Source organism: Streptacidiphilus melanogenes (genome assembly GCF_000787835.1).
In the GTDB taxonomy this organism is placed as follows: Bacteria; Actinomycetota; Actinomycetes; order Streptomycetales; family Streptomycetaceae; genus Streptacidiphilus; species Streptacidiphilus melanogenes.
Genome location: NZ_BBPP01000033.1, coordinates 66,795 through 87,818, shown reverse-complemented (window position 1 = coordinate 87,818; position 21,024 = coordinate 66,795). Strand labels below are relative to the sequence as shown.

Annotated in this window: 12 protein-coding genes and 1 pseudogene; 9 read left to right on the top strand and 4 right to left on the bottom strand. The window is 72.5% G+C overall.

Annotation, left to right across the window (positions count from 1 at the left end):
* Positions 1 to 124 precede the first annotated feature (124 nt).
* Complete coding sequence (locus tag TR49_RS28365) at positions 125 to 1,315, bottom strand: L,D-transpeptidase (protein ID WP_369405345.1); 1,191 nt, start codon at positions 1,313 to 1,315, stop codon at positions 125 to 127.
* A 188-nt stretch (positions 1,316 to 1,503) separates the two neighbouring features.
* On the opposite strand from TR49_RS28365, the gene glgX reads away from it, so the two are divergent.
* Complete coding sequence (gene glgX, locus TR49_RS28360) at positions 1,504 to 3,738, top strand: glycogen debranching protein GlgX (RefSeq protein WP_042386708.1); 2,235 nt, start codon at positions 1,504 to 1,506, stop codon at positions 3,736 to 3,738.
* Between the two features lie 23 nt (positions 3,739 to 3,761).
* Here the strand turns inward: glgX and TR49_RS40410 are convergent, their stop codons facing one another.
* Positions 3,762 to 4,319, bottom strand: coding sequence for a COG4315 family predicted lipoprotein (locus TR49_RS40410; protein ID WP_052434717.1), 558 nt, complete (start codon positions 4,317 to 4,319; stop codon positions 3,762 to 3,764).
* A 138-nt stretch (positions 4,320 to 4,457) separates the two neighbouring features.
* Here TR49_RS40410 and TR49_RS28350 point away from each other — a divergent pair, with 138 nt between their 5' ends.
* The 4 genes from TR49_RS28350 (at position 4,458) to TR49_RS28335 (ending at position 9,627) form a co-directional block, all read left to right on the top strand.
* On the top strand, positions 4,458 to 4,988 hold the full coding sequence (locus tag TR49_RS28350) for a sigma-70 family RNA polymerase sigma factor (RefSeq protein WP_042386707.1): 531 nt from the start codon (positions 4,458 to 4,460) through the stop codon (positions 4,986 to 4,988).
* Positions 4,985 to 5,788: an anti-sigma factor family protein gene (locus TR49_RS45060; RefSeq protein WP_042386705.1), complete on the top strand. Its 804-nt coding sequence runs from the start codon at positions 4,985 to 4,987 to the stop codon at positions 5,786 to 5,788. The genes TR49_RS28350 and TR49_RS45060 overlap by 4 nt, the downstream gene beginning before the upstream one ends.
* 66 nt (positions 5,789 to 5,854) lie before the next feature.
* On the top strand, positions 5,855 to 7,738 hold the full coding sequence (locus TR49_RS28340) for an ABC transporter ATP-binding protein (protein ID WP_042386704.1): 1,884 nt from the start codon (positions 5,855 to 5,857) through the stop codon (positions 7,736 to 7,738).
* On the top strand, positions 7,735 to 9,627 hold the full coding sequence (locus tag TR49_RS28335) for an ABC transporter ATP-binding protein (RefSeq protein WP_084725550.1): 1,893 nt from the start codon (positions 7,735 to 7,737) through the stop codon (positions 9,625 to 9,627). The genes TR49_RS28340 and TR49_RS28335 overlap by 4 nt, the downstream gene beginning before the upstream one ends.
* A gap of 52 nt (positions 9,628 to 9,679) precedes the next feature.
* Here the strand turns inward: TR49_RS28335 and TR49_RS28330 are convergent, their stop codons facing one another.
* Positions 9,680 to 11,101 carry a hypothetical protein gene (locus TR49_RS28330; protein ID WP_236653566.1) on the bottom strand — a complete coding sequence of 474 codons (1,422 nt, stop codon included), beginning with the start codon at positions 11,099 to 11,101 and terminating at the stop codon, positions 9,680 to 9,682.
* A 307-nt stretch (positions 11,102 to 11,408) separates the two neighbouring features.
* Entirely contained in the window at positions 11,409 to 14,090 is a 2,682-nt protein-coding gene (gene glgP, locus TR49_RS28325; RefSeq protein ID WP_042386702.1) for an alpha-glucan family phosphorylase, read from the bottom strand.
* A gap of 807 nt (positions 14,091 to 14,897) precedes the next feature.
* Here glgP and TR49_RS28320 point away from each other — a divergent pair.
* The 4 genes and pseudogenes from TR49_RS28320 to TR49_RS45865 all read left to right on the top strand — a co-directional run.
* On the top strand, positions 14,898 to 16,859 hold the full coding sequence (locus TR49_RS28320) for an alpha-1,4-glucan--maltose-1-phosphate maltosyltransferase (protein WP_042386700.1): 1,962 nt from the start codon (positions 14,898 to 14,900) through the stop codon (positions 16,857 to 16,859).
* Positions 16,856 to 18,595 (top strand): maltose alpha-D-glucosyltransferase, encoded by a 1,740-nt coding sequence (gene treS, locus TR49_RS28315; protein WP_042386699.1) that lies wholly within the window; start codon positions 16,856 to 16,858, stop codon positions 18,593 to 18,595. Before TR49_RS28320 ends, treS begins: the two co-directional genes overlap by 4 nt.
* A gap of 148 nt (positions 18,596 to 18,743) precedes the next feature.
* The gene (locus TR49_RS28310) at positions 18,744 to 20,261 is read left to right on the top strand and encodes a maltokinase N-terminal cap-like domain-containing protein (RefSeq protein WP_042386698.1); all 1,518 of its coding nucleotides are present in this window, start codon (positions 18,744 to 18,746) and stop codon (positions 20,259 to 20,261) included.
* A 516-nt stretch (positions 20,262 to 20,777) separates the two neighbouring features.
* Positions 20,778 to 21,024, top strand: a pseudogene (locus TR49_RS45865) (hypothetical protein); the annotation flags it as partial.

Sequence of the window (21,024 nt, the reverse complement as noted above, 5' to 3'; positions counted from 1 at the left end):
GAGTGTCCCCGAATGTCCCTGATCGGGGCCTCCGTGAGCATAACCCGCCCGCCTGAGAGCTCCCGGAGAATGTGACGTCGCAGCTCCGGCGGAAGGTTGCACGCCGCGGACGCGGCACAGCGCGTCAACGCACGGCGCTGCCCGCGGTCCAGTCGGCCCAGGACAGGTTCCAGCCGCTCATGCCGTTGTCCGGGGCCACCTGCTCGTCGCCGGAGCCGACGACGCGGACGATGTCGCCGATCATGGAGTGGGCGAAGAACCAGCCAGCTGCGGTGGTGGTGCTCTGGCCGCCCGCCACGTCGTAGAGGCCGACGCAGCCGTGGCTGGTGTTGACCCGGCCGAAGACGGAGGCCGGACGCCAGTAGACGCCGTGGACGAAGGTGCCGGAGTCGGTGAGCCGCTGGGCGTGCGGGACGGCCGGGATGTCGTACTCGCTGCCGAGGCCGACCGTGTGCGAGTCCATGCGGGTCACCTTGTCCCGCTCGGAGATGACCATGACGCCCTGGTAGGTCGCGTGACCGGGACCGCCCGCCGAGATGTCGAGGGTTCGCAGGGTCCGGCCGCCGCGGACGACGGTGAGCGTGTGGGCGTCGGTGTCCGCCGTGCTGATCTGGCTTCGGCCGATGGTGAAGCCGATCGACTTCTCCTGCGTGCCGTAGACGCCGGGCGCGCCCTCGACGTGCTTGAGTCGCAGCGCCACGGTGACCTTGGTGCCGGGCGTCCAGTAGTGCTGGGGGCGGAAGTCGACCCGCTTGTCGCCGAACCAGTGCGCGGCGACGGGGACGGGCGGCCGGGCCGTCACGCTGATCGCCTTCTGGACGGTGGCCCGGTCCGTGATCGCCCGGTTGAAGCGGATCTCCACGATGAAGCCGACCCCGACGGTGCTGCGGTTCACCGGGTTGTAGAAGCCGATGAAGGTGTTCTTCGGTACGAACGTGGTGAACGAGGCGTGCTTCGCGGCCTGCAGGCCGTCCCGGTCCACGGCCAGCGCGTCGAGGGTGTAGCGGGTCTCCGGCAGCAGCTTGCCCGCCGGGCTCCAGCTGCTGCCGTCGGCGGTGATCGCGCCCGGGATCTCGTCGCCGTCCGCGTCCTTCAGGTGCACCTCGGTGAGACGCCCGTCACGGACCTGGGCGAAGACCCCTCCCTGCGCCGGGACCTCGGCTGCGCCGTCACCCGGGGTCAACGTGACCTGCGCGGCGGAGACGTGCGCCGCGTCGGAGCTGGAACCCGAGGAACCCGAGCAGCCGGCCAGCAGCAGGGCGGGGATCAAGGCGGCGAGCGCCATCCGCTTCAGTCGTCCCGCCCAGACACCCACGGCCGCACCACACTCCTCGATCGCACTGCTCCGAGTGGATCAACGAGGCCCGAAGGGGGACGACACGGGCGTCGGGGACAGGCATTCGGGTCAGATCGTCGCTGTTGATGGTGCAACCACCGGCAGGGAGGGGAACTTAACCGTAAACCGGTGGATCGGGACGTCCGCCGGACGGGGAGGTGCTGTCGATGGCGTTGCCCACGGAGCTGCGTCCGCCTCGGGAGGAACCGGAGCCGGGAGACGAACCGCAGGACAGGGCCGCCGCCCGTGTCCTGCCCGGCAGTTGGCAGCCGCTCGGGGCGCGCTACCACGTGGGCGCCGACGGGCGGCCGGGAACCAACTTCGCCGTGTGGGCCGGCGGCGCCGAGGGCGTCGAGCTGTGCCTCTTCGACGAGGAGGACCGGGAGACCCGGCTGCCGCTGCGCGAGCAGACGTTCCAGGTCTGGCACGGCCACGTGCCCGGCGTCCGGCCCGGCGCCCGCTACGGCTTCCGCGTCCACGGCCGGTGGGACCCGTGGACGGGCGCCCGCTGGAACCCCGCCAAGCTGCTGCTGGACCCCTACGCCCGGGCCGTGGACGGGCAGTTCCGGCTGCACGACGCGGTCTACGGCCATGTCCGGAGCTGGCCGGAGGGCGACGTCGCGGACACCGTCCGGGACAACCGCGACTCGGCCCGCTACGCGCCCAGGTCCGTGGTCGTCCACGACGCCGAGGACTGGTCCGAGGACCGGCGGCCGAAGACGCCTTGGGCGGACACCGTCCTGTACGAGCTGCACGTGCGCGGCTTCACCCGGAACCTGCCGGGCGTGCCGCCGGAGCTGCGCGGCACCTACGCCGGCCTGGGCCACCCCGCCGCCGTCGAGTACCTGACCCGGCTCGGCGTGACCGCCGTCGAGCTGTTGCCGGTGCACCAGTTCGCCGACGAGGAACACCTGGTGAGGCGGGGCCTGCGCAACTACTGGGGCTACAACAGCATCGGCTACTTCGCCCCGCACGGCGGCTACTCGGCGAGCGGGACCCGCGGCGGCCAGGTCGGCGAGTTCAAGCGGATGGTCCAGGCACTGCACCGGGCCGGGATCGAGGTCGTCCTCGACGTCGTCTACAACCACACCGCCGAGGGCGGCGAGGGCGGACCGACCTGGTCGTTCCGCGGGCTGGACAACGCCGGTTACTACCGGCTCCAGCCGCACAACCGGCGCGCCTACGCCGACTTCACGGGGTGCGGCAACACCCTGGACGCCACCCAGCCGCAGGCGCTGCGGCTGGTCACCGACTCACTGCGGTACTGGGTCACCGAGATGGGCGTGGACGGCTTCCGGTTCGACCTGGCCAGTGTGCTGGCCCGCGGCGCCTACGACGTCGACATGCGCGCGCCGTTCCTCTCTGCCGTGTTCCAGGACCCGGTGCTGAGCCGGGTCAAGCTGATCGCGGAGCCCTGGGACGTGGCGCTCGGCGGCTACCAGGTGGGCAACTTCCCACCGCTGTGGACGGAGTGGAACGACCGCTACCGCGACACGGTCCGCGACTTCTGGCGCGGGGCGCGGCTCGACGTGCGCGAGCTCGGCTACCGGCTGGCCGGCTCCTCCGACCTCTACCAGCGCGCCGGGCGACGCCCGTTCGCCTCCGTCAACTACGTCACCGCCCACGACGGCTTCACCCTGCGCGATCTGGTCTCCTACGACGGCAAGCACAACGAGGCCAACGGCGAGGACAACCACGACGGGACGGACGACAACCGCTCCTGGAACCACGGCGCCGAGGGCCCGACGGACTCGCCCTCGGTCAACGCCCTCAGACGCCGTCAACAGCGGAACCTGCTGGCCACCCTGCTGCTCTCGACGGGGGTGCCGATGCTGCTCGCGGGCGACGAGTTCGGGCGCAGCCAGGGCGGCAACAACAACGCCTACTGCCAGGACAACGAGACAGGCTGGGTCGACTGGTCGCTGGTGGAGCAGGACGAGTGGCGGCAGTTGCACGCGCTCACGGCCCGGCTGATCCGGCTGCGCCGCGAACACCCGGTGCTGCGGCAGCGCGCCTTCTTCTCCGGCCGCCCCGCCCACCCCGGCGGGCTGCCGGACCTCACCTGGTTCCGGGCGGACGGCGCGGAGATGACCGAGGCCGACTGGTACGAGCCGGGCGCGACCCTGGCGATGCTGCTCTCCGGCGACGACCTGACCGAGCGCGACGCCCGCGGCGGGACGCCGTCCGACGACAGCTTCCTGCTGATCCTGCACGGTCATCACCGCGGCATCCGGTTCACCCTCCCCGGGCTGCCGTGGGCGCGCTGCTACGAGACGGTGGTGGACACCTGCGCCGAGCAGCAGGCGGTGCCGGACGGCCGTCACCTGCCCGCCGGCGAGTCGCTGACCGTGCCGGGGCGCTCCCTGCTGCTGCTGCGCGTCTGCGAACGCGACGGCGGGTGAGCGCCGTCCGCCGTGGGCGCCGCTCAGTAGCCGCCGCCTCCGCCGCTCGGGGGCGGCGCCTGCGTGCTGCCGGGCGTCGAGCCCACGACGGTCACCGCGTGCCAGGTGAAGGACTGGCCGCCGAAGGAGTCCTTGGCGTTCTGTCCCTTGGCGTCGCCGGACGCCCCGTCGCCGACGAAGGTGTAGAGCGGGTGGCCCTGCTCGGTCAGCTGGAGGGTGCCGTCGGACCGCGTGACGGTGCTGAAGGAGATCCCGCCGATCGCGGGCGGCACCGCGGTCACCGTGACCGGGGTCCAGACCGCCGCGCACTGGGTTCCGCAGAGGATCCTCACCGTGGCGTCCTGGTCGTTGGCGTAGACGGTCCTGCCGTCGGCGTCGACGACGGTGCCGACGCCCACGATCCGGGTGGTGCCGAGGTGGACCGTCGGCGACGCGGTGCTCTGCGGTGTCGTGCCGGTCTGCGTCGTACCGGGAGGTGTCGTGCCCGGCGGCATCGCGCTGTTGCCGGTCGCGGTGGACGAGCAGCCGGCCGCGACGGCCCCGGTGAGGAGCAGGGCGAGAACCAGAGGTCGTGGCTTCATGATCCGTTCCCCTCGGGAGTGATCACGGAAGGGTTCGTCTTCGTCTTCCAGTACGCCACCGACCGGGCCGGATCTCCATTCGAGGACGACTCGCACGACCCGGTTGAACCGAACGGCCCGGGGGCGCGTACTGGAGGTATGGACTCCGCACCGACCTCGGACGCGGCCTTCGTCTCCGCGCTGTACGCGCGCTACGGACGGTCGGTGCTGGGCCATGTGCTGCGCCTGGTCGGCGGCGACTACCAGCGCGCGGAGGACCTGACCCAGGAGACCTTCCTGCGCGCCTGGCAGCACCGGGACGCGCTGGACCTGGACCGCGCCGCGCCGTGGCTGCACACCGTCGCCCACAACCTGACGGTCTCCGCCTTCCGGCGGGCCCGCGCCAGGCCGGCCGAAGCGCCCTTACCGGAGGACGACCGGGGCGGCCCCGCCGACGACGGCGAGGCAGAGTTGGACCGGATGCTGGAACGCTGGCAACTGCTGGAGGCCATGCGGGGCCTGCGGCCCGAGCACCGTGAGGTGCTCATCGAGGTGTACTACCTGCGTCGCACCGTGGCGGAGACGGCCGAGCACCTCGGTATTCCGCAGGGCACGGTCAAGTCCCGCTGCTACTACGGGCTGCGGGCACTGCGGAACGTTCTGGAGGAGAGAGGAGTGACTTCCCGATGACGACATGCCGGGAGAGCGTCCAGCTCGGCGCCTACCTGCTCGGGGCCCTCGATCCCGAGGAACGGGCGGCACTGGAGGCGCACATCTCCGGATGCGCGGAGTGCCAGGCGGAGCTCGTGGCCATGGCGCCGCTGCCGGGGCTGCTGCGGCACACGCCGTTCGAGGAGCTGGACGAGTCGGCTGCGGCGGCGCAGAGCCTCTCCGCGCCGCGCCCCGCACCCGCGCCGGGCGCCCCCCCGGCGCGGGACACCACCGCGGCCCCCGCCTGGGATCCGGCGGGCGCCCCGTGGCAGGACACCGGACGGGACGCGGGACGCGACCCGGGACGCGAGGCGGCCCCGGAACCGGACGCCGCTCCGGTGAGACCCGTGGGTCATGCCCGGCCGCGCCCACGGCGCCGGGTCCTGGTGTCGGCCGGGCTGGCGCTCGCCGGAGCAGCGGCCGCAGTGGGCGTATGGGTGTACGTCGGGGGCGCGCACACGACGGCGCCCACGCCGTCGGCCGCGGCCACGACCGTGAGCGCCGTGGACGCGCGGACCCACGTCACCGCGTCGGCCGCGCTCACCCCGGAGAACTGGGGCACGCAGGTCCAGCTCAGGCTGGGCAACCTGCCCGAGGGGATCACCTGCCACCTGGTCGTGCACGCCCGTGACGGACGCACCGAGACGGCCGGGACCTGGGGATCGGGCTACAGCACGGCCACCACCGTGCCGGCCTCGACCTCCATCGGCTCGTCCGACATCGCGACCATGGACGTCGTCGACGGCGGCGGGACCGTCCTGGTCCGGCTGCCGGGCTGAGCTCCGAGGTGTAAGGGGCGGAAATTGGGGTGAGGGCTGTCAGTCCCTGCGTCTACAGTCCGAAAGGTGTCGACGCAGCAGGATTCCCGCCCCGCCCCCGAAGCCTCCGATCCGAGCCCACCGCAGCCGGCCTCGCACTCCGCGACGCGGTCGCTGCTGCGGCTGTGGCCGTACGTCCGGCCGATCCGGTGGTTCCTGACCGCCTCCACGGTCTCGGCGCTGCTCGCGTCGCTCTCGGCGCTGGTCATCCCGCTGGTCCTGAAGAACGTCGTCGACGGCCCGGTCGCCCACCGGGACACCGGCGGGCTGTGGCGGCAGGGCGTGCTGCTGCTCGTGCTCGGCCTGCTGGAGGCGGGCCTGTTCGGCCTGCGCCGCTGGTTCGTCGCCCGGCCGCTGGCCGGCGTCGAGCGGCAGATGCGCGCTGACCTCTACGCCAAGCTGCAGCGGCTGCCCGTCTCCTTCCACGACCGCTGGGCCTCCGGCCAGCTGCTGTCGCGGGCGACGTCGGACATGTACACCATCCGGCTGTTCCTGGCCTTCCCGCTGGTCTTCCTGATCGTCAACTCGATGGTCTTCCTGACCGGGATCGGCATCATGTTCACGCTGGACTGGCAGCTGGCGCTGATCACGGTCCTGCCGGCCGCACCGCTGATCATCCTCTGCTCCTACTTCGAGCGGCGGTACTCGGCCGCGGCCCGGCTCTCCCAGGACCAGAACGGCGACCTGGCCACCGTGCTCGAGGAGTCGGTGCTGGGCATCCGCATCCTCAAGTCCTTCGGGCGGCACCGCACGATGGCCGCCCGCTACCGCGCGCAGGCCGAGCTGCTGCGCGGGACGGAGCTGAAGAAGGCCCGGTTGCTGGCCGACCTGTGGGCGGTCATCGTCGGCCTGCCCGAGCTCGCGCTCGGCACCTCGCTGGCGGTCGGCGTCGTCCAGGTCGCCCACGGCAGCACCACGGCGGGCACGCTCGTCGGCTTCCTCTCCACGGCGCTGTCGCTGCGCTGGCCGGTCGAGTCGCTCGGCTGGCTGCTGGCCTACAGCAACGAGGCGGCGACCGCGACGGATCGTTTCTACGAGGTCATGGACGCCCGGCCGGCCGACGCCGAGGACGGCCCGGTCCGCGACGGGTCCGCCGTGCAGGCCGCACCTGCCCCGGCACGGGACGGCATCCGGCTGGCCGACGTGCGCTTCCGCTACCCGGACGCCCCCGCGGGCTCGCCCGACCTGCTCACCGGCGTCGATCTGCACGTCCGCTCCGGCGAGACGATGGCTCTGGTGGGCCTCACCGGCAGTGGCAAGACCACGCTGACCGCCCTGCTCCCCCGGCTCTACGAGATCGACGGCGGCCGGATCACCCTGGACGGCACGGACATCCGTGAGATCCCCCGAGCCCGCCTGCGCGCGCTGGTCTCCATGGCCTTCGAGGACCCGACCCTGTTCTCCGCCTCCGTCAGCGAGAACGTGCTGATGGGCGCGCCGGACGCGCCCGAGGAGGCGCTCGAGCGGGCGCTGGACGTCGCGCAGGCGCAGTTCGTCCGGGCTCTGCCCGAGGGCACCCGGACCCAGGTCGGCGAGCAGGGCCTGAGCCTGTCCGGCGGCCAGCGCCAGCGTCTCGCGCTGGCCCGCGCGGTCGTCGGCGCGCCTGAGTTCCTGGTGCTGGACGACCCGCTCTCGGCGCTCGACGTGCACACCGAGGCGCTGGTCGAGCAGGCGCTGCGTCAGGTCCTGGCCGGCACGACGGCACTGGTCGTCGCGCACCGGCCGAGCACGGTGCTGCTCGCGGACCGGGTGGCGCTGCTGGCCGACGGCCGCATCACGGCGGTCGGCACCCATCACGAACTGCTGGAGTCCAACCCGGAGTACCGGGAGCTGATGTCGGGCGAACGAACCGGCGGACAAGCCGGCGAGCGAACCGGCGAAGGAACCGAGGACGGGAGCCTGGTGCGATGAGCGTCACCGAGAGGGACCTCACCGAGGCGGAACAGACCGAGCTCCTGGAGGAGGCTGCTCTCCAGGAGCCCGACCTCCAGGAGGACAAGGCACCGGCCGGGCCGGGCGACGGCGAGGACATCCCCGTCCCGCCCGGCGCGCCGCGGGCGCTGCTGCGCTCGCTGCTCGGCCCGCACAGGGCCCGCGTCGTGCTGGCCATGGTGATGATCACCATCCAGCAGGCGGCGCTCCAGGTGGGCCCGCTGCTGGTCTCCTACGCGATCGACCGCGGTATCCCCGCCCTGCGGGCCCATGACTGGGGTCCGCTGATCGCGGTGACGGCGGGTTACCTTGGCTGCGCGGCGGTCGCCACGCTGCTCCAGCGCAGCTTCATCCGGCTGTCCGGCGTGATCAACCAGGCCATCCTGCTGGAGATGCGCAGGCGGATCTTCCGCCACGCGCAGGCGCTCTCGCTCGACTTCCACGAGCGCTACACCTCGGGCCGGATCATCTCCCGCGCCACCAGCGACGTCGACACGGTGCGCGAGCTGCTCAACGAGGGCCTGCAGGAGCTGCTGTCGGTCATCCTGTCGGTGGTCTACATCGCCGTGCTGCTGATCGTCATGGACTGGCGGCTGGGCCTGGCCTCGCTCGCCTCGGTGGTGCCGATCTACCTGTTCACCCGCGGCTACCGGCGCCGCTCGCAGGCGATCTACCGGCGGTCGCGCACCGCGGTGGCCCAGGTCATCGTCCGCTTCACCGAGACGATGAACGGCATCCGCCCGGTCCAGGCGTTCCGCCGCGAGGCCGCCAACGAGGAGGCGTTCGCCGTCTCCAACGGCGAGTACACCGACGCCAACGCGCAGGGCCTGTTGTCGATGGCTCAGTTCGTCGCGTCCTCCCGGGCCACGGCGAACATCTGGATCACCGGCGTGGTGGTCTGGGGCGCCGTCCTGGTCACCCAGGGCAGCCTGCAGCTCGGCGTGCTGGCCGCCTTCGTGCTCTACCTGCGGCGGCTGTTCGACCCGGTCGACCAGGTGGCGATGTTCCTGAACAGCTATCAGTCGGCCTCCGCCGCGCTGGAGAAGATCGCCGGCCTGCTCGCCCACGAGCCGTCGGTGCCGGAGCCGGGCGAGCCCGTCGCGCTGCCGGCCAAGACGGAGGACGCGATCCCGGGCCGCGCGGTCGACTTCGACGGCGTCGCCTTCTCCTACCGCACCGGCAAGCAGGTCCTGCCCCGCTTCGACCTGCGTATCCCGGCCGGGCAGAGCGTCGCCGTGGTCGGGGCGACGGGTGCGGGCAAGTCCACCCTGGCCAAGCTGCTCGCGCGCTTCTACGACCCGACCGAGGGCAAGGTCACCCTCGACGGCGTGGACCTGCGCGAGCTGTCCACGCCCGAGCTGCGCCGCGGCGTGGTGATGGTGACGCAGGAGTCGTTCCTCTTCTCGGGCACGGTCGCGGAGAACATCGCCATCGGCCGTCCTGACGCCTCCCGTGAGGAGGTCGAGGAGGCGGCGCGGGCCATCGGCGCCTTCGAGTTCATCGCCGCCCTGCCGGAGGGCTTCGACACCGACGTCCGCAAGCGCGGCGGCCGCATCTCGGCCGGCCAGCGTCAGCTGGTCGCCTTCGCCCGCGCCCTGCTGGCGGATCCGGCGGTGCTGATCCTCGACGAGGCGACGTCCTCCTTGGACGTCCCCGGCGAGCAGGCGGTCCAGCGTGCCATGGCCACGGTGCTGGCGGGCCGTACGGCGGTCATCATCGCTCACCGCCTCTCCACGGTGGAGATCGCCGACCGTGTCCTGGTCATGGACCAGGGCCAGGTCGTCGAGGACGGCGCCCCCGCCGACCTCGTCTCCGGCACCGGCCGCTTCGCCGGCCTGCACCAGGCGTGGAGGGAGAGCCTGGTGTAGGGCGCGGGGCCGGGGCGTGGGGCTGCGACGCAGCGCCACGCCCCGTTCGCGTTCAGCCGCGGGTGAGGCGCAGCACCCCCGTCTCGGTGCCCTGGTACAGCGTGCCGTCCGGCGCGGTCGTGCCGGTCATCTGCAGCGGGTTGTAGAGCAGGCCGAGGCCGATCCAGGAGCGGGAGAGCGGGGCGCCGGTGGCCGGGTCGACGGTGGCGTAGGAGTACGACGCGAAGGTCTGCGCGCCCAGCGAGCCGGTGGGCCCGGCCACGGTCAGGGTGTAGATCCTGCCGTCCGCCAGCGAGAGCCGCGGCAGGGCCGCCGACTTCACGTCGCTGTTCCAGACCAGGTGGCAGCCGTCGCCGTCGGGGTTCAGGTCCACGCGGCTCATGCCGCCGTCGAAGGACGCGGACGCCGGGACGCTCGCCGGGGCCCCCGCAGGAAGGGCCGGGTACGGATAGCCGTAGGTGTCGGTGACGAAGACGCTGGAACCGGAGGCGATGACCGCGTCCTCCGTGCCGCTCTCCGGGTACTGGGTCAGCACGGGCGTCGAGCAGACCGGCGTCGGACCGCCCGCGACGCGGTAGACCAGCAGGTTCTCGTGGGGCGCGGCGTTGTCGGTGAGGGTGACGTACGCGGTGCCGTCTCCGGGCCCGAAGAAGCTCGGGGTCGCGCCGGTGCCCCAGCTGAGCTGTCCGGGCTTGCGGCCCGGGCCGCGGTCGTAGGGGGCGCGCCAGTCGACGACCGGGGTGCCGTCCGGTGCCTCGCCGAGCAGGTAGAGCGCGTGGTCGGTGGCGACGGCGGTGTGTCCGGGAACGGTGGAGATGCTGTTCGCGACGCCCTCGCCGGTCACGAGGGTCCTCACGGCGCCGGTCGGGGTGTCCACCGTGCCGATGACGCCGCCGGCCGTGGCGAACCAGATCCGGCCGTCCCAGCCCGGACTGAGGCCGACGATGGCGTCGCCCGAGGGGATCGCCCCCGCCAGGGAGGTCGACCGGTCGACGGTCAGGGACCAGGCGCCGCCGGAGAGGTGGTGGCCGATGCGCAGCAGGTCGTCGTCGCCGTCCACGACGACCAGCGCGTTCGAGGCGTCCAGATAGGCGTAGACGCCGCCGAAGAGGCTGCCCTCGGGCAGGGCCAGCGAGGCGAGGTCGGCTCCGGTGGCGGGGTCGAGCAGGTGCACGGTCGGGGTTTGCCCGAAGATCGTGGTGCAGAGCGCGACCGGCCGGCCGTCGCTGCCGATCACCACCGTCGGGCAGGCGGAGGCGAGGGCGGTGCGGCTCCAGCTGATCGGGCCGCTGCCGGGCCCGGCATAGGGCGTGGTGTCGCTGGAGGCGGAGTCGCCGTGCATGGTGGCCGTCCCGTTCCCGGCCGTGCCGGGGTTCTGCGGCGGCAGCGGGCCGAAGGCGCAGAGTGCGGCGACGGCGGTGAGCACGGACAGGGTGGTGCGCAGGCGCATGGCGGAGTCCCGTTCCTGTGTCATGGGTCGGAGGCCTTGCGGCCACGCAGGGATGACGACGGGTGCACACGCCGACGAGGGCCGCTCGGCTCTGAGAAAGCGAAAGCGGCCCTCGTACGTGCGAGGAGGGGAGACGAAACGAGCGCGCCGCGTCAGCTGACGCGGCGACAACCCGTTGTGGTGGCACGGCCATGATCGACATGGCGTCGGCTCACCAGCAAGGTCATGGCCCCGACTCTAGGGCCGCCGCCGAGGCGGCACGAGAGGGTGACCACGGTCCGAGACGGACCACGCCGGAGCTGCGCCTTGGGGCGCAACCCCGGCTGCGGTCCTACCTGAGGACTCCGTCGGAGAAGCCCGTCGTCTCCGCCGGGACGGTGACGAGACCGAGTTCGGCCTCGGCGGCGAGAAGACGGTGGCTGGGCAGGACGCGGACGGTGTAGCCGAACGGGCCGGTGCGGCTGAGTTCGAGGGGGCCCTCGTAGCGCCAGCGGCCGTCGACGTCGGCGCGATCGGCCGGCTTGAGGGAGACGGTGGAGATGTCCGAGATCACGTCGGTGTCGTCCACCCGGCCGGAGACCGCCTGGACGTCCACATCCGACGGGTCCAGCCCGTCGAGGTGGACCTGCACCCGCAGGGTGAGCGTCGAGCCCAGCTCCGGCGCGTCGGCGCCACCCGCCGCCTCGACGTGTTCGACGCGGACCTGCGCCCAGCGGGCCCGGATCCGGGACTTCCACTCCGCCAGCTCCCGCGCACCCTCGAAGGCCTCGCCGCCCTGGCCCGCCACCGCCAGCGCCCGTCGCGACTCGGCCGCGGGGGTGTAGAGGCGTTCGACGTACTCGCGGACCATACGGCCGGCCAGCACCTTCGGGCCGAGGGTGACCAGGGTGTGGCGGACCATCTGGATCCAGCGGCGCGGCAGCTCGGACGCGTCCCGCTCGTAGAAGCGCGGAGCGACCTGGTACTCGATCAGGTCGTAGAGCGCCCCGGACTCGATCTCGTCGCGGCGGTCCTCGTCGACCTCGCCGTCGGCGGTGGGGATCGCCCAGCCGTTGGCGCCGTCGAACCACTCGTCCCACCAGCCGTCGAGGACGGAGAGGTTGAGCGCACCGTTGAGCGCGGCCTTCATGCCGGAGGTGCCGCAGGCCTCCAGCGGGCGCAGCGGGTTGTTGAGCCAGACGTCGCAGCCCGGGTAGAGCTTGGCGGCCATGTCCATGTCGTAGTCGGGCAGGAAGACGATCCGGTGGCGCACCGCGTGGTCGTCGGCGAAGGCGACCAGCTTCTGGATCAGCGCCTTGCCGCCGTCGTCGGCGGGGTGGGCCTTGCCCGCCACGACGATCTGGATCGGGCGGGTGGGATGCAGCAGCAGCGAGCGCAGCCGCTCCTGGTCGCGCAGCATCAGGGTGAGGCGCTTGTAGGAGGGCACCCGCCGCGCGAAGCCGATCGTCAGCACGTCCGGGTCGAGCACGTCACCCGTCCAGCCCAACTCGGCGTCGCCGGTCCCGCGCTGACGCCAGGAGGCGCGCAGCCGGGCGCGGGCCTCGGTGACGAGCTGGGCGCGCAGCCGCCGGCGCAGCTCCCAGATGTCGGCGTCGCCGATGGCGTCGATGCCGTCCCAGCGGCGGGACTCGCCGAGCACCATGGCGTCGTCGATCCGCTCGGGGCCGATCTCGCGCGCGGCGAGACGGACCACCTCCGGATCGATCCAGGTCGGCGCGTGGACGCCGTTGGTGATCGAGGTGATCGGCACCTCGGCGGCGTCGAAGCCCGGCCACAGGCCGTTGAACATGCCCCGGCTGACCTGGCCGTGCAGCTCGCTGACGCCGTTGGCGCGCTGGGCCAGCCGCAGACCCATCGCGGCCATGTTGAACAGCGACGGGTCGCCTCCCGGCCAGCTCTCCGCGCCGAGCGCGAGCACCCGGTCGACGGGGACGCCCGGCAGACCCTCCGTTGCACCGGAGACGCCGCCACCGCCGGTGGCGAAGTGACGCTGCACCAGCTGGCGCTCGAAGCGGTCGATGCCGGCAGGAACAGGTGTGTGAGTGGTGAACAGGGTTCCGGCCCGGACGGCCTCCAGGGCCGCGTCGAAGTCGAGCCCGGCGCCGCCCTCGTCCTCCGGACGGGTGAGTTCGCGGATACGCTCGAGGCCGAGGAATCCGGCATGTCCCTCGTTGGTGTGGAAGACCTCGGGTTCGGCGTGTCCGGCGAGCCGGCAGAAGGTGCGCACCGCGCGCACGCCGCCGATGCCGAGCAGCATCTCCTGGAGCAGCCGGTGCTCGCTGCCGCCGCCGTAGAGACGGTCGGTCACGTCGCGGGCGCGGGCGTCGTTCTCCTCGATGTCGGAGTCGAGCATGAGCAGCGGCACCCGGCCGACCTGGGCCTTCCAGATCTGCGCGTGCAGCGCCCGCCCGCCCGGCAGGGCCAGGGCGACCACGCTGGGGCTGCCGTCCGGCTCACGCAGCAGGCTGACGGCCAGTTCGTTCGGGTCGAGCAGGGGGTAGCGCTCCTGCTGCCAGCCGTCGCGGGAGAGGGACTGGCGGAAGTAGCCGTGGCGGTAGAGGAGGCCGACGCCGATGATGGGGACGCCGAGGTCGCTGGCGGCCTTGAGGTGGTCCCCGGCCAGGATGCCGAGGCCGCCGGAGTACTGGGGAAGCGCAGCGGTGATGCCGAACTCGGGCGAGAAGTAGGCGATGGCGGCGGGCAGCTCCCGGCCGCGCTGTTGTTGGTACCAGCGCGGGCCGGTGAGATAGTCGCGCAGATCCTCTTCGGCGTCGTGGAGCCGGCGCAGGAACCGCCGGTCGCCGGCGAGGGTCGCCAGCCGCTGCCCGGAGACGGCGCCGAGCAGGCGGACCGGATCGCAGCCGACCGCCTCCCAGACCTCGGGGTCGACCGATCGGAACAGCTCACGCGTCTCCGGATGCCAGGACCAGCGCAGGTTGAGTGCCAACTCACCAAGGGCCTGGAGCGGTTCGGGCAGGACGGTGCGGACCGTGAAACGTCGGATTGCCTTCACCCAGCCGAAGATAGCCGCGCCGTCAGGCCGTCGCCGAGCGACAGGGAGGCGCACTGCCGCCGTTCGGCGCATTGGTGCGATCGGCGGCGCAGCCATTCACTCTTTCGGGGGCAGGGTGCACGCGGGCGCACGCCGGAGTGCGGTAGCGCACGATCGTAGGAATTCACGACTCCGACACACAGCCGTCCAACCAGCCACGGCCAACTGCCTTGATCCATGGCCGAAATGTGTCGCTACCCGCGCGTAGCACCCGCGTTCGGTGCGAGGATCGGAGCAGGTCGCTACGGGCGCGCCGACCTGCGTGACACCGATGCGGAACCGGCGGTTCTGCGTGTCCACGCGTCGCGCGCGATCGTTGTCAACACGACGGCGTTCGACAGGTGGCAGGTTGCCGGGCGGTGAGGCCGGGGAAGGCTCTCTGGGTCGCTCCCCGACGCTCTCCGTCGGTCACCGCGCCGCCGCAGAACGCCGTGCTTCGCCGCATCCCCCGTGCTTCGCCACTCTCCGTTCGACCCTCACACAGCGTCACCATTACTGAGCGTCACACCCTTTCGGCTTCACCCGTTCTGGTTCACCGTCGGCTCCTCGACGCCCGTCGACACCCCTTTTGTCCTGACTTCTGCTGGACTCAGGTTCTGCCGCAATCTCGCTTTACCTCAGCTTTACCCACCCGACGCCTGCGGCACCCCTGCACCATCCGCACCACCGGCTCCAGCCGCAGCACTCGCAGCACCCGCTCCGCCCCCGCCCCGCCCCCGTGCACCGCCGCCCTGCGTGATGCCCGCACGAAAGGACGACCAGCTCCAGATGATCGGCCGTATTCCCGTACTGGATGTCAGCCCCTCGGTGGATTGCGGACGGCGCCCGGCCAAGTCCGTGGTCGGCGAGGTCTTCGAGGTCAGCGCGACGCTCTTCCGCGAGGGCCACGACCTGATCGGCGCCAATGTGGTGCTGCGCGACCCGCGCGGCCGCAGCGGCCCCTGGACGCCCATGCGCGAGCTCGCCCCCGGCACCGACCGCTGGGGCGCCGAGATCACCGCCACCTCCCCCGGCCGCTGGACCTACGCCGTCGAGGCCTGGGCCGATCCCGTCGCGACCTGGGAGCACGCCGCCCGGATCAAGATCGGGGCCGGGATCGAGCCCGGCCTGATGCTGGAGGAGGGCGCGCTGCTGCTGGACCGCGCCGCCGCCGGCGTGCGGAAGAAGGACGGCAAGGCACACGTGCTGGCCGCGGCCGAGCTGCTGCGCGAGTCCGAGCTGCCGCCCTTGGAGCGGCTGGAGGCCGCGCTCGGCCCCGAGCTGCGCGAGACCCTGGCCAGGCACCCGCTGCGCGAGCTGGTCACCGCCTCCCGCCCGCTGCCGCTCCAGGTGGACCGGCCGCGTGCGCTCTACGGCTCCTGGTACGAGTTCTTCCCGCGGTCCGAGGGTGCGAAGGTCGACCCGACGGGTCGTCACGCCCCCGTCTCCGGCACGCTGAGCACCGCGGCCGAGCGACTGCCCGCCGTCGCCGCGATGGGCTTCGACGTCGTCTACCTGCCGCCCGTTCACCCGATCGGCCGAGCCTTCCGCAAGGGGCCGAACAACACCCTGGAGGCCGGCCCCCACGACGTGGGCTCCCCCTGGGCGATCGGCTCACCCGAGGGCGGCCACGAGGCGATCCACCCGGATCTGGGCACCATGGCGGACTTCGACGCCTTCACCGCCCGCGCCGCCGAGCTCGACCTGGAGGTCGCGCTCGACTTCGCCCTCCAGTGCTCCCCGGACCACCCCTGGGTCGAGAAGCACCCGGAGTGGTTCACCCAGCGGGCCGACGGCACCATCGCCTACGCCGAGAACCCGCCCAAGAAGTACCAGGACATCTACCCCGTCAACTTCGACCGGGACTTCGACGGCCTGGTCGCCGAGACCGTCTCGCTGCTGCGCCACTGGATGTCGCACGGCGTGCGGATCTTCCGCGTCGACAACCCGCACACCAAGCCGGTCGTCTTCTGGGAGAGGGTCCTCGGCGAGATCGCCAAGAGCGACCCGGACGTGCTCTTCCTGGCCGAGGCGTTCACCCGCCCGGCGATGATGCACACCCTGGCCAAGGTCGGCTTCCACCAGTCCTACACCTACTTCACCTGGCGCAACACCAAGCAGGAGCTGACCGAGTACCTGACCGAGCTCTCCGGGGACGCGGCCGCCTACATGCGGCCCAACCTGTTCACCAACACCCCGGACATCCTGCACGCCTACCTCCAGCACGGCGGCCGGGCCGCGTTCGCGATCCGCGCGGTCCTCGCCGCCACCCTCGCCCCGAGCTGGGGCGTCTACGCCGGCTTCGAGCTCTACGAGGGCGCCTCCGTGAAGCCCGGCTCCGAGGAGTACCTCGACTCGGAGAAGTACCAGCTCCGTCCGCGCGACTGGTCGCGCACGGACACGCTCGCGCCGCTGCTGACCACCCTCAACCGGCTGCGCCGCGCGCACCCCGCCCTGCAGGAGCTCCGCAACCTGCGGTTCCACCCCACCGACAACGACCAGCTCCTCGCCTACAGCAAGACCCGCGGCGAGGACACCGTGCTGACCGTGGTCACCCTCGACCCGCACCACCCGCAGGAGGGCACGCTGACCCTCGACCCGGAGGTCTTCGGGGAGTCGGGTGACGGTCAGTGGGAGGTCCTCGACGAGCTGAGCGGCGCGGTCTGGCGGTGGGGACGCCACAACTACGTCCGGCTGGACCCCCACACCCTGCCGGCACACATCCTCACGGTCCGGAGGGCCGCTCAGTGATCGTCAACGAACCCGTCCCCGACACATTCGCCGACACCCCACAGCGCGACCGCGACCCGGAGTGGTTCAAGCGCGCCGTCTTCTACGAGGTCCTGGTCCGGTCCTTCCAGGACACCAACGGCGACGGCATCGGCGACCTGAAGGGGCTCACCGCCAAGCTCGACTACCTGCAGTGGCTCGGAGTGGACTGCCTCTGGCTGCCCCCGTTCTTCGCCTCGCCGCTGCGGGACGGCGGCTACGACGTGGCCGACTACACCGCGGTCCTGCCCGAGTTCGGGGACCTGGCGGACTTCGTGGAGTTCGTGGACGCCGCCCACCAGCGCGGCATGCGGATCATCATCGACGTCGTCATGAACCACACCAGCGACCAGCACCCGTGGTTCCAGGCCTCCCGCAGCGACCCGGAGGGCCCCTACGGCGACTACTACATGTGGGCCGACAACGACAAGCTCTACCAGGACGCCCGCATCATCTTCGTCGACACCGAGACCTCGAACTGGACCTACGACCCGATCCGCAAGCAGTACTTCTGGCACCGCTTCTTCTCCCACCAGCCGGACCTGAACTACGAGAACCCGCAGGTCCAGGAGGAGATGCTGGCGGCGCTGCGGTTCTGGCTGGACCTCGGCATCGACGGCTTCCGGCTCGACGCCGTGCCCTACCTCTACGCCGAGGACGGCACCAACTGCGAGAACCTCCCCGCCACGCACGAGTTCCTCAAGCGCGTGCGCACGGAGATCGACGCCGAGTACCCGGACACGGTGCTGCTGGCCGAGGCCAACCAGTGGCCCGAGGACGTGGTCGACTACTTCGGCGACTTCTCCTCCGGCGGCGACGAGTGCCACATGGCGTTCCACTTCCCGGTCATGCCGCGGATCTTCATGTCGGTGCGGCGGGAGAACCGTTACCCCGTCTCGGAGGTCCTCGCCAAGACGCCGGCCATCCCCTCCGGCTGCCAGTGGGGCATCTTCCTGCGCAACCACGACGAGCTGACCCTGGAGATGGTCACCGACGAGGAGCGCGACTACATGTACGCGGAGTACGCCAAGGAGCCGCGGATGCGGGCCAACGTCGGCATCCGCCGGCGGCTGGCCCCGCTCCTGGACAACGACCGCAACCAGATCGAGCTCTTCACCGCGCTGCTGCTCTCCCTGCCCGGCTCCCCCGTGCTCTACTACGGCGACGAGATCGGCATGGGCGACAACATCTGGCTCGGCGACCGCGACGGCGTCCGCACCCCGATGCAGTGGACGCCGGACCGCAATGCCGGCTTCTCCACGGCCGACCCCGGCCGGCTCTCGCTGCCGGCGATCATGGACCCGGTCTACGGCTACCAGGTCACCAACGTCGAGGCGCAGATGGCGAACCCCAGCTCGCTGCTGCACTGGACCCGCCGCATGATCGAGATCCGCAAGCTCAACCCGGCCTTCGGGCTGGGCTCCTACGCGGAGCTGCCCTCCAGCAACCCGGCCGTCCTCGCCTACCTGCGGGCCTACGGGGACGACCTGGTGATGTGCGTCAACAACTTCTCGCGCTTCGCCCAGCCGACCGAGCTGGACCTGCGCGAGTTCGAGGGCATGCACCCGGTCGAGCTGATCGGCGGGGTGCGGTTCCCCGCCATCGGCCAACTGCCGTACCTGCTCACGCTCGCGGGCCACGGCTTCTACTGGTTCCGGCTGCGCCCGGGCGACCTGCCCGTGCCCGCACACGGCCATCGAACGAACGTGCGCCACTGAACCCGACGCTCATCCCCCGTCCTGCGCAACGCCGTCCTCCACCGGGCGTGCCGACGATGCCACGTCCGTCCGTTTCCGGAAAAATGGTTCAACCGGTGATGACCGCCCTCATCACCGGTCGCACCGGCCTTTCCGGGGAAAGGGAGACATGTCCGACACCTCCCGCCCGCGTGCCGTGACCACGCCGGTCCCGCCGACTCCCGCGGCCGGCTACCGCCCCCTCGTCGAAGCCACCCTGCCGATGCTGCGCGACTGGCTGCCACGCAGGCGCTGGTTCGCCGGCAAGGGCCACCCGATCTCCGCCATCACCCCGCTCGCCGTCACCGCGCTGCCCGGCCCGACCGGCCTGGCCCGCGGCACCGGCACCCTGCTGCACCTGCTGCTGCGCGTGGAGCAGCGCCCGCCGGGCGGCGGCGCGCCCGTCCTCGACGTCTACCAGCTGCTGCTCGGCGCCCACCCCGACGGGCTGCCCGGGCTGCACGGTGCGGCCGTCCCGCAGGACGCGGTGATCGGCCGGATCACCAGCGGTCCGCACGACGGGCTGGTCACCTACGACGCAGCCTACGACCCGGCACTGACACGTCGGCTGCTCGCGCTGCTGACCTCGCCGCAACGGCTCGGCCCGCTGCGCTTCTCCACCCTCGGCGGACGCCTCCCGGCCGCGGCGCCCGGCCGGGTCAGCACCGCGGAGCAGTCCAACACCTCGATCATCTACGACGGGGGCAGCCCCGCCGAGGCGGCGATCCTCAAGCTGTTCCGCCGGGTCTCCCCGGGCCTCAACCCGGATCTGGAGCTGTCGCTGGCCCTCGGCCGGGCCGGCAGCAGCCGCATCCCCGCGCCGCTCGCCTGGTTCGAGGCGGAGCTGCCGGACTCCCCCCAGGAGGCCCCGGCGACGCTCGGCGTGCTGACCCACTTCCTGCGCGAGGCCGAGGACGGCTGGGAGCTGGCGCTGCGCCAGATCCAGCTGCTCGACGCCGATCCGGCCCGGGTGGGCAACTTCGCCGCAGAGTCGTTTCTGCTCGGCCGGGCCACCGCCGACGTGCACCTCGCGCTGGCGCGCAGCATGCCGGTGACGGTACTGCGCCGGGCCGAGGTCGAGGCCATGGCCGAGACCATGGCCCGGCGGCTGGACGCGGCCTGCCTCGCCGTCCCGGCGCTCGGCCGCCACCGCGACCCGCTGCGGCGGATCTTCCGCGATCTCGCCTTCGCGGCGCGCAGCGGCCTGCGGCTGCGCGCCCAGCGCGTCCACGGCGACCTGCACCTGGGCCAGGTGCTGCGCAGCGCGCGCGGCTGGGTGCTGCTGGACTTCGAGGGCGAACCGGCCAAGACCCTGGACGAGCGGCGCCTCCCGCAGCCCGCCGTCCGGGACGTGGCCGGGATACTGCGCTCCTTCGACTACGCCGCGGCGCACGCCCGCATCGCCGACCCGGCCGTCGCGGCGGCCTGGGCGGCCCGCAACCGCGAGGCCTTCTGCGCAGGCTACGCGGCCACCGGCGCCGAGGACCCCACCCTCGACCCGGTGCTGCTGCGCGCCTTCGAGACGGACAAGGCGATCTACGAGGTCGTCTACGAGGCCCGCCACCGCCCCGACTGGGTCGCCATCCCCCTGGCCGCCTGCGCCCGCCTGGCCACCACTCCCGCCACACCGACCCCGACGGAGGCATAGATCGTGACCCGGTTCGACGTACCCGCAACCTTCCAGGGAGCGAACGCCGCGAACAACGGGGGCGCCGCCGCCCCGAGGGCAGCCGCCCCCGGTGCTCTCCCCTCGGGTTCCCGCCCCGCACCGGCCAGGGGTCGCACCAGCCAGACAGGTGCCCAGGCCTCGCCCCTGACGGACCGGCCGGACGCCCCGGTCGGCGGGCACAGCGAAGAGATCAGCACGTCGGCCGCCGCCTCCGGCGAGGCCGCAGAGCCCGCAGCGGCGAAGCCGCGGAAGGCGTCGGCGTCGGCCCCCGGCCGCGGCCGGTCGTCGGCCTCCACCTCCCCGGCCCGGACGTCGGCCCCGTCGGGCCCCGCCCCGGGCACGGGTGCGGAGGCAACGCGGTCGAATGCGAGCCGGACGGAGCCGCTCGGGCCAGAGCCCGTGGCAGTGGCGGGCGGGGCCCGTGAGGCGCGCCGCGGCGGGGCCCTCGACGACACCCCGGCGACCCACGGGCCAGCCGGCGCATCCGCCGCCGGCATGACCTCGTCCGGCGGTGCGGATCCCGCAGCGGCGGCAGGCAACGCGCGCGGGGAGGCAGCGGCTCCCGCCGCCCGCGCGGGCGCGGCCGTCGCGACGGCGAAGGCGGGCAGGGCGCAGCCTGAAACAGCGGCAGGCGGTGCCCGCGAACCGCGCGGTGTCGGCGCGGCCTCGGCGCAGATGTCGGACTCGGCGGCCTCCGTGCGTGGTGCGAGCGCGGCGGCCGCTGCGGCGGGCGCGGCCGCCC

Bases quoted from the DNA above. Each gene is read 5' to 3' on its own strand.
- TR49_RS28330 (WP_236653566.1), bottom strand. From the start codon at position 11,101: ATGACACAGGAACGGGACTCCGCCATGCGCCTGCGCACCACCCTGTCC.
- TR49_RS40410 (WP_052434717.1), bottom strand. From the start codon at position 4,319: ATGAAGCCACGACCTCTGGTTCTCGCCCTGCTCCTCACCGGGGCCGTC.
- TR49_RS45060 (WP_042386705.1), top strand. From the start codon at position 4,985: ATGACGACATGCCGGGAGAGCGTCCAGCTCGGCGCCTACCTGCTCGGG.
- glgX (WP_042386708.1), top strand. From the start codon at position 1,504: ATGGCGTTGCCCACGGAGCTGCGTCCGCCTCGGGAGGAACCGGAGCCG.
- TR49_RS28335 (WP_084725550.1), top strand. From the start codon at position 7,735: ATGAGCGTCACCGAGAGGGACCTCACCGAGGCGGAACAGACCGAGCTC.
- TR49_RS28320 (WP_042386700.1), top strand. From the start codon at position 14,898: ATGATCGGCCGTATTCCCGTACTGGATGTCAGCCCCTCGGTGGATTGC.
- TR49_RS28350 (WP_042386707.1), top strand. From the start codon at position 4,458: ATGGACTCCGCACCGACCTCGGACGCGGCCTTCGTCTCCGCGCTGTAC.
- TR49_RS28310 (WP_042386698.1), top strand. From the start codon at position 18,744: ATGTCCGACACCTCCCGCCCGCGTGCCGTGACCACGCCGGTCCCGCCG.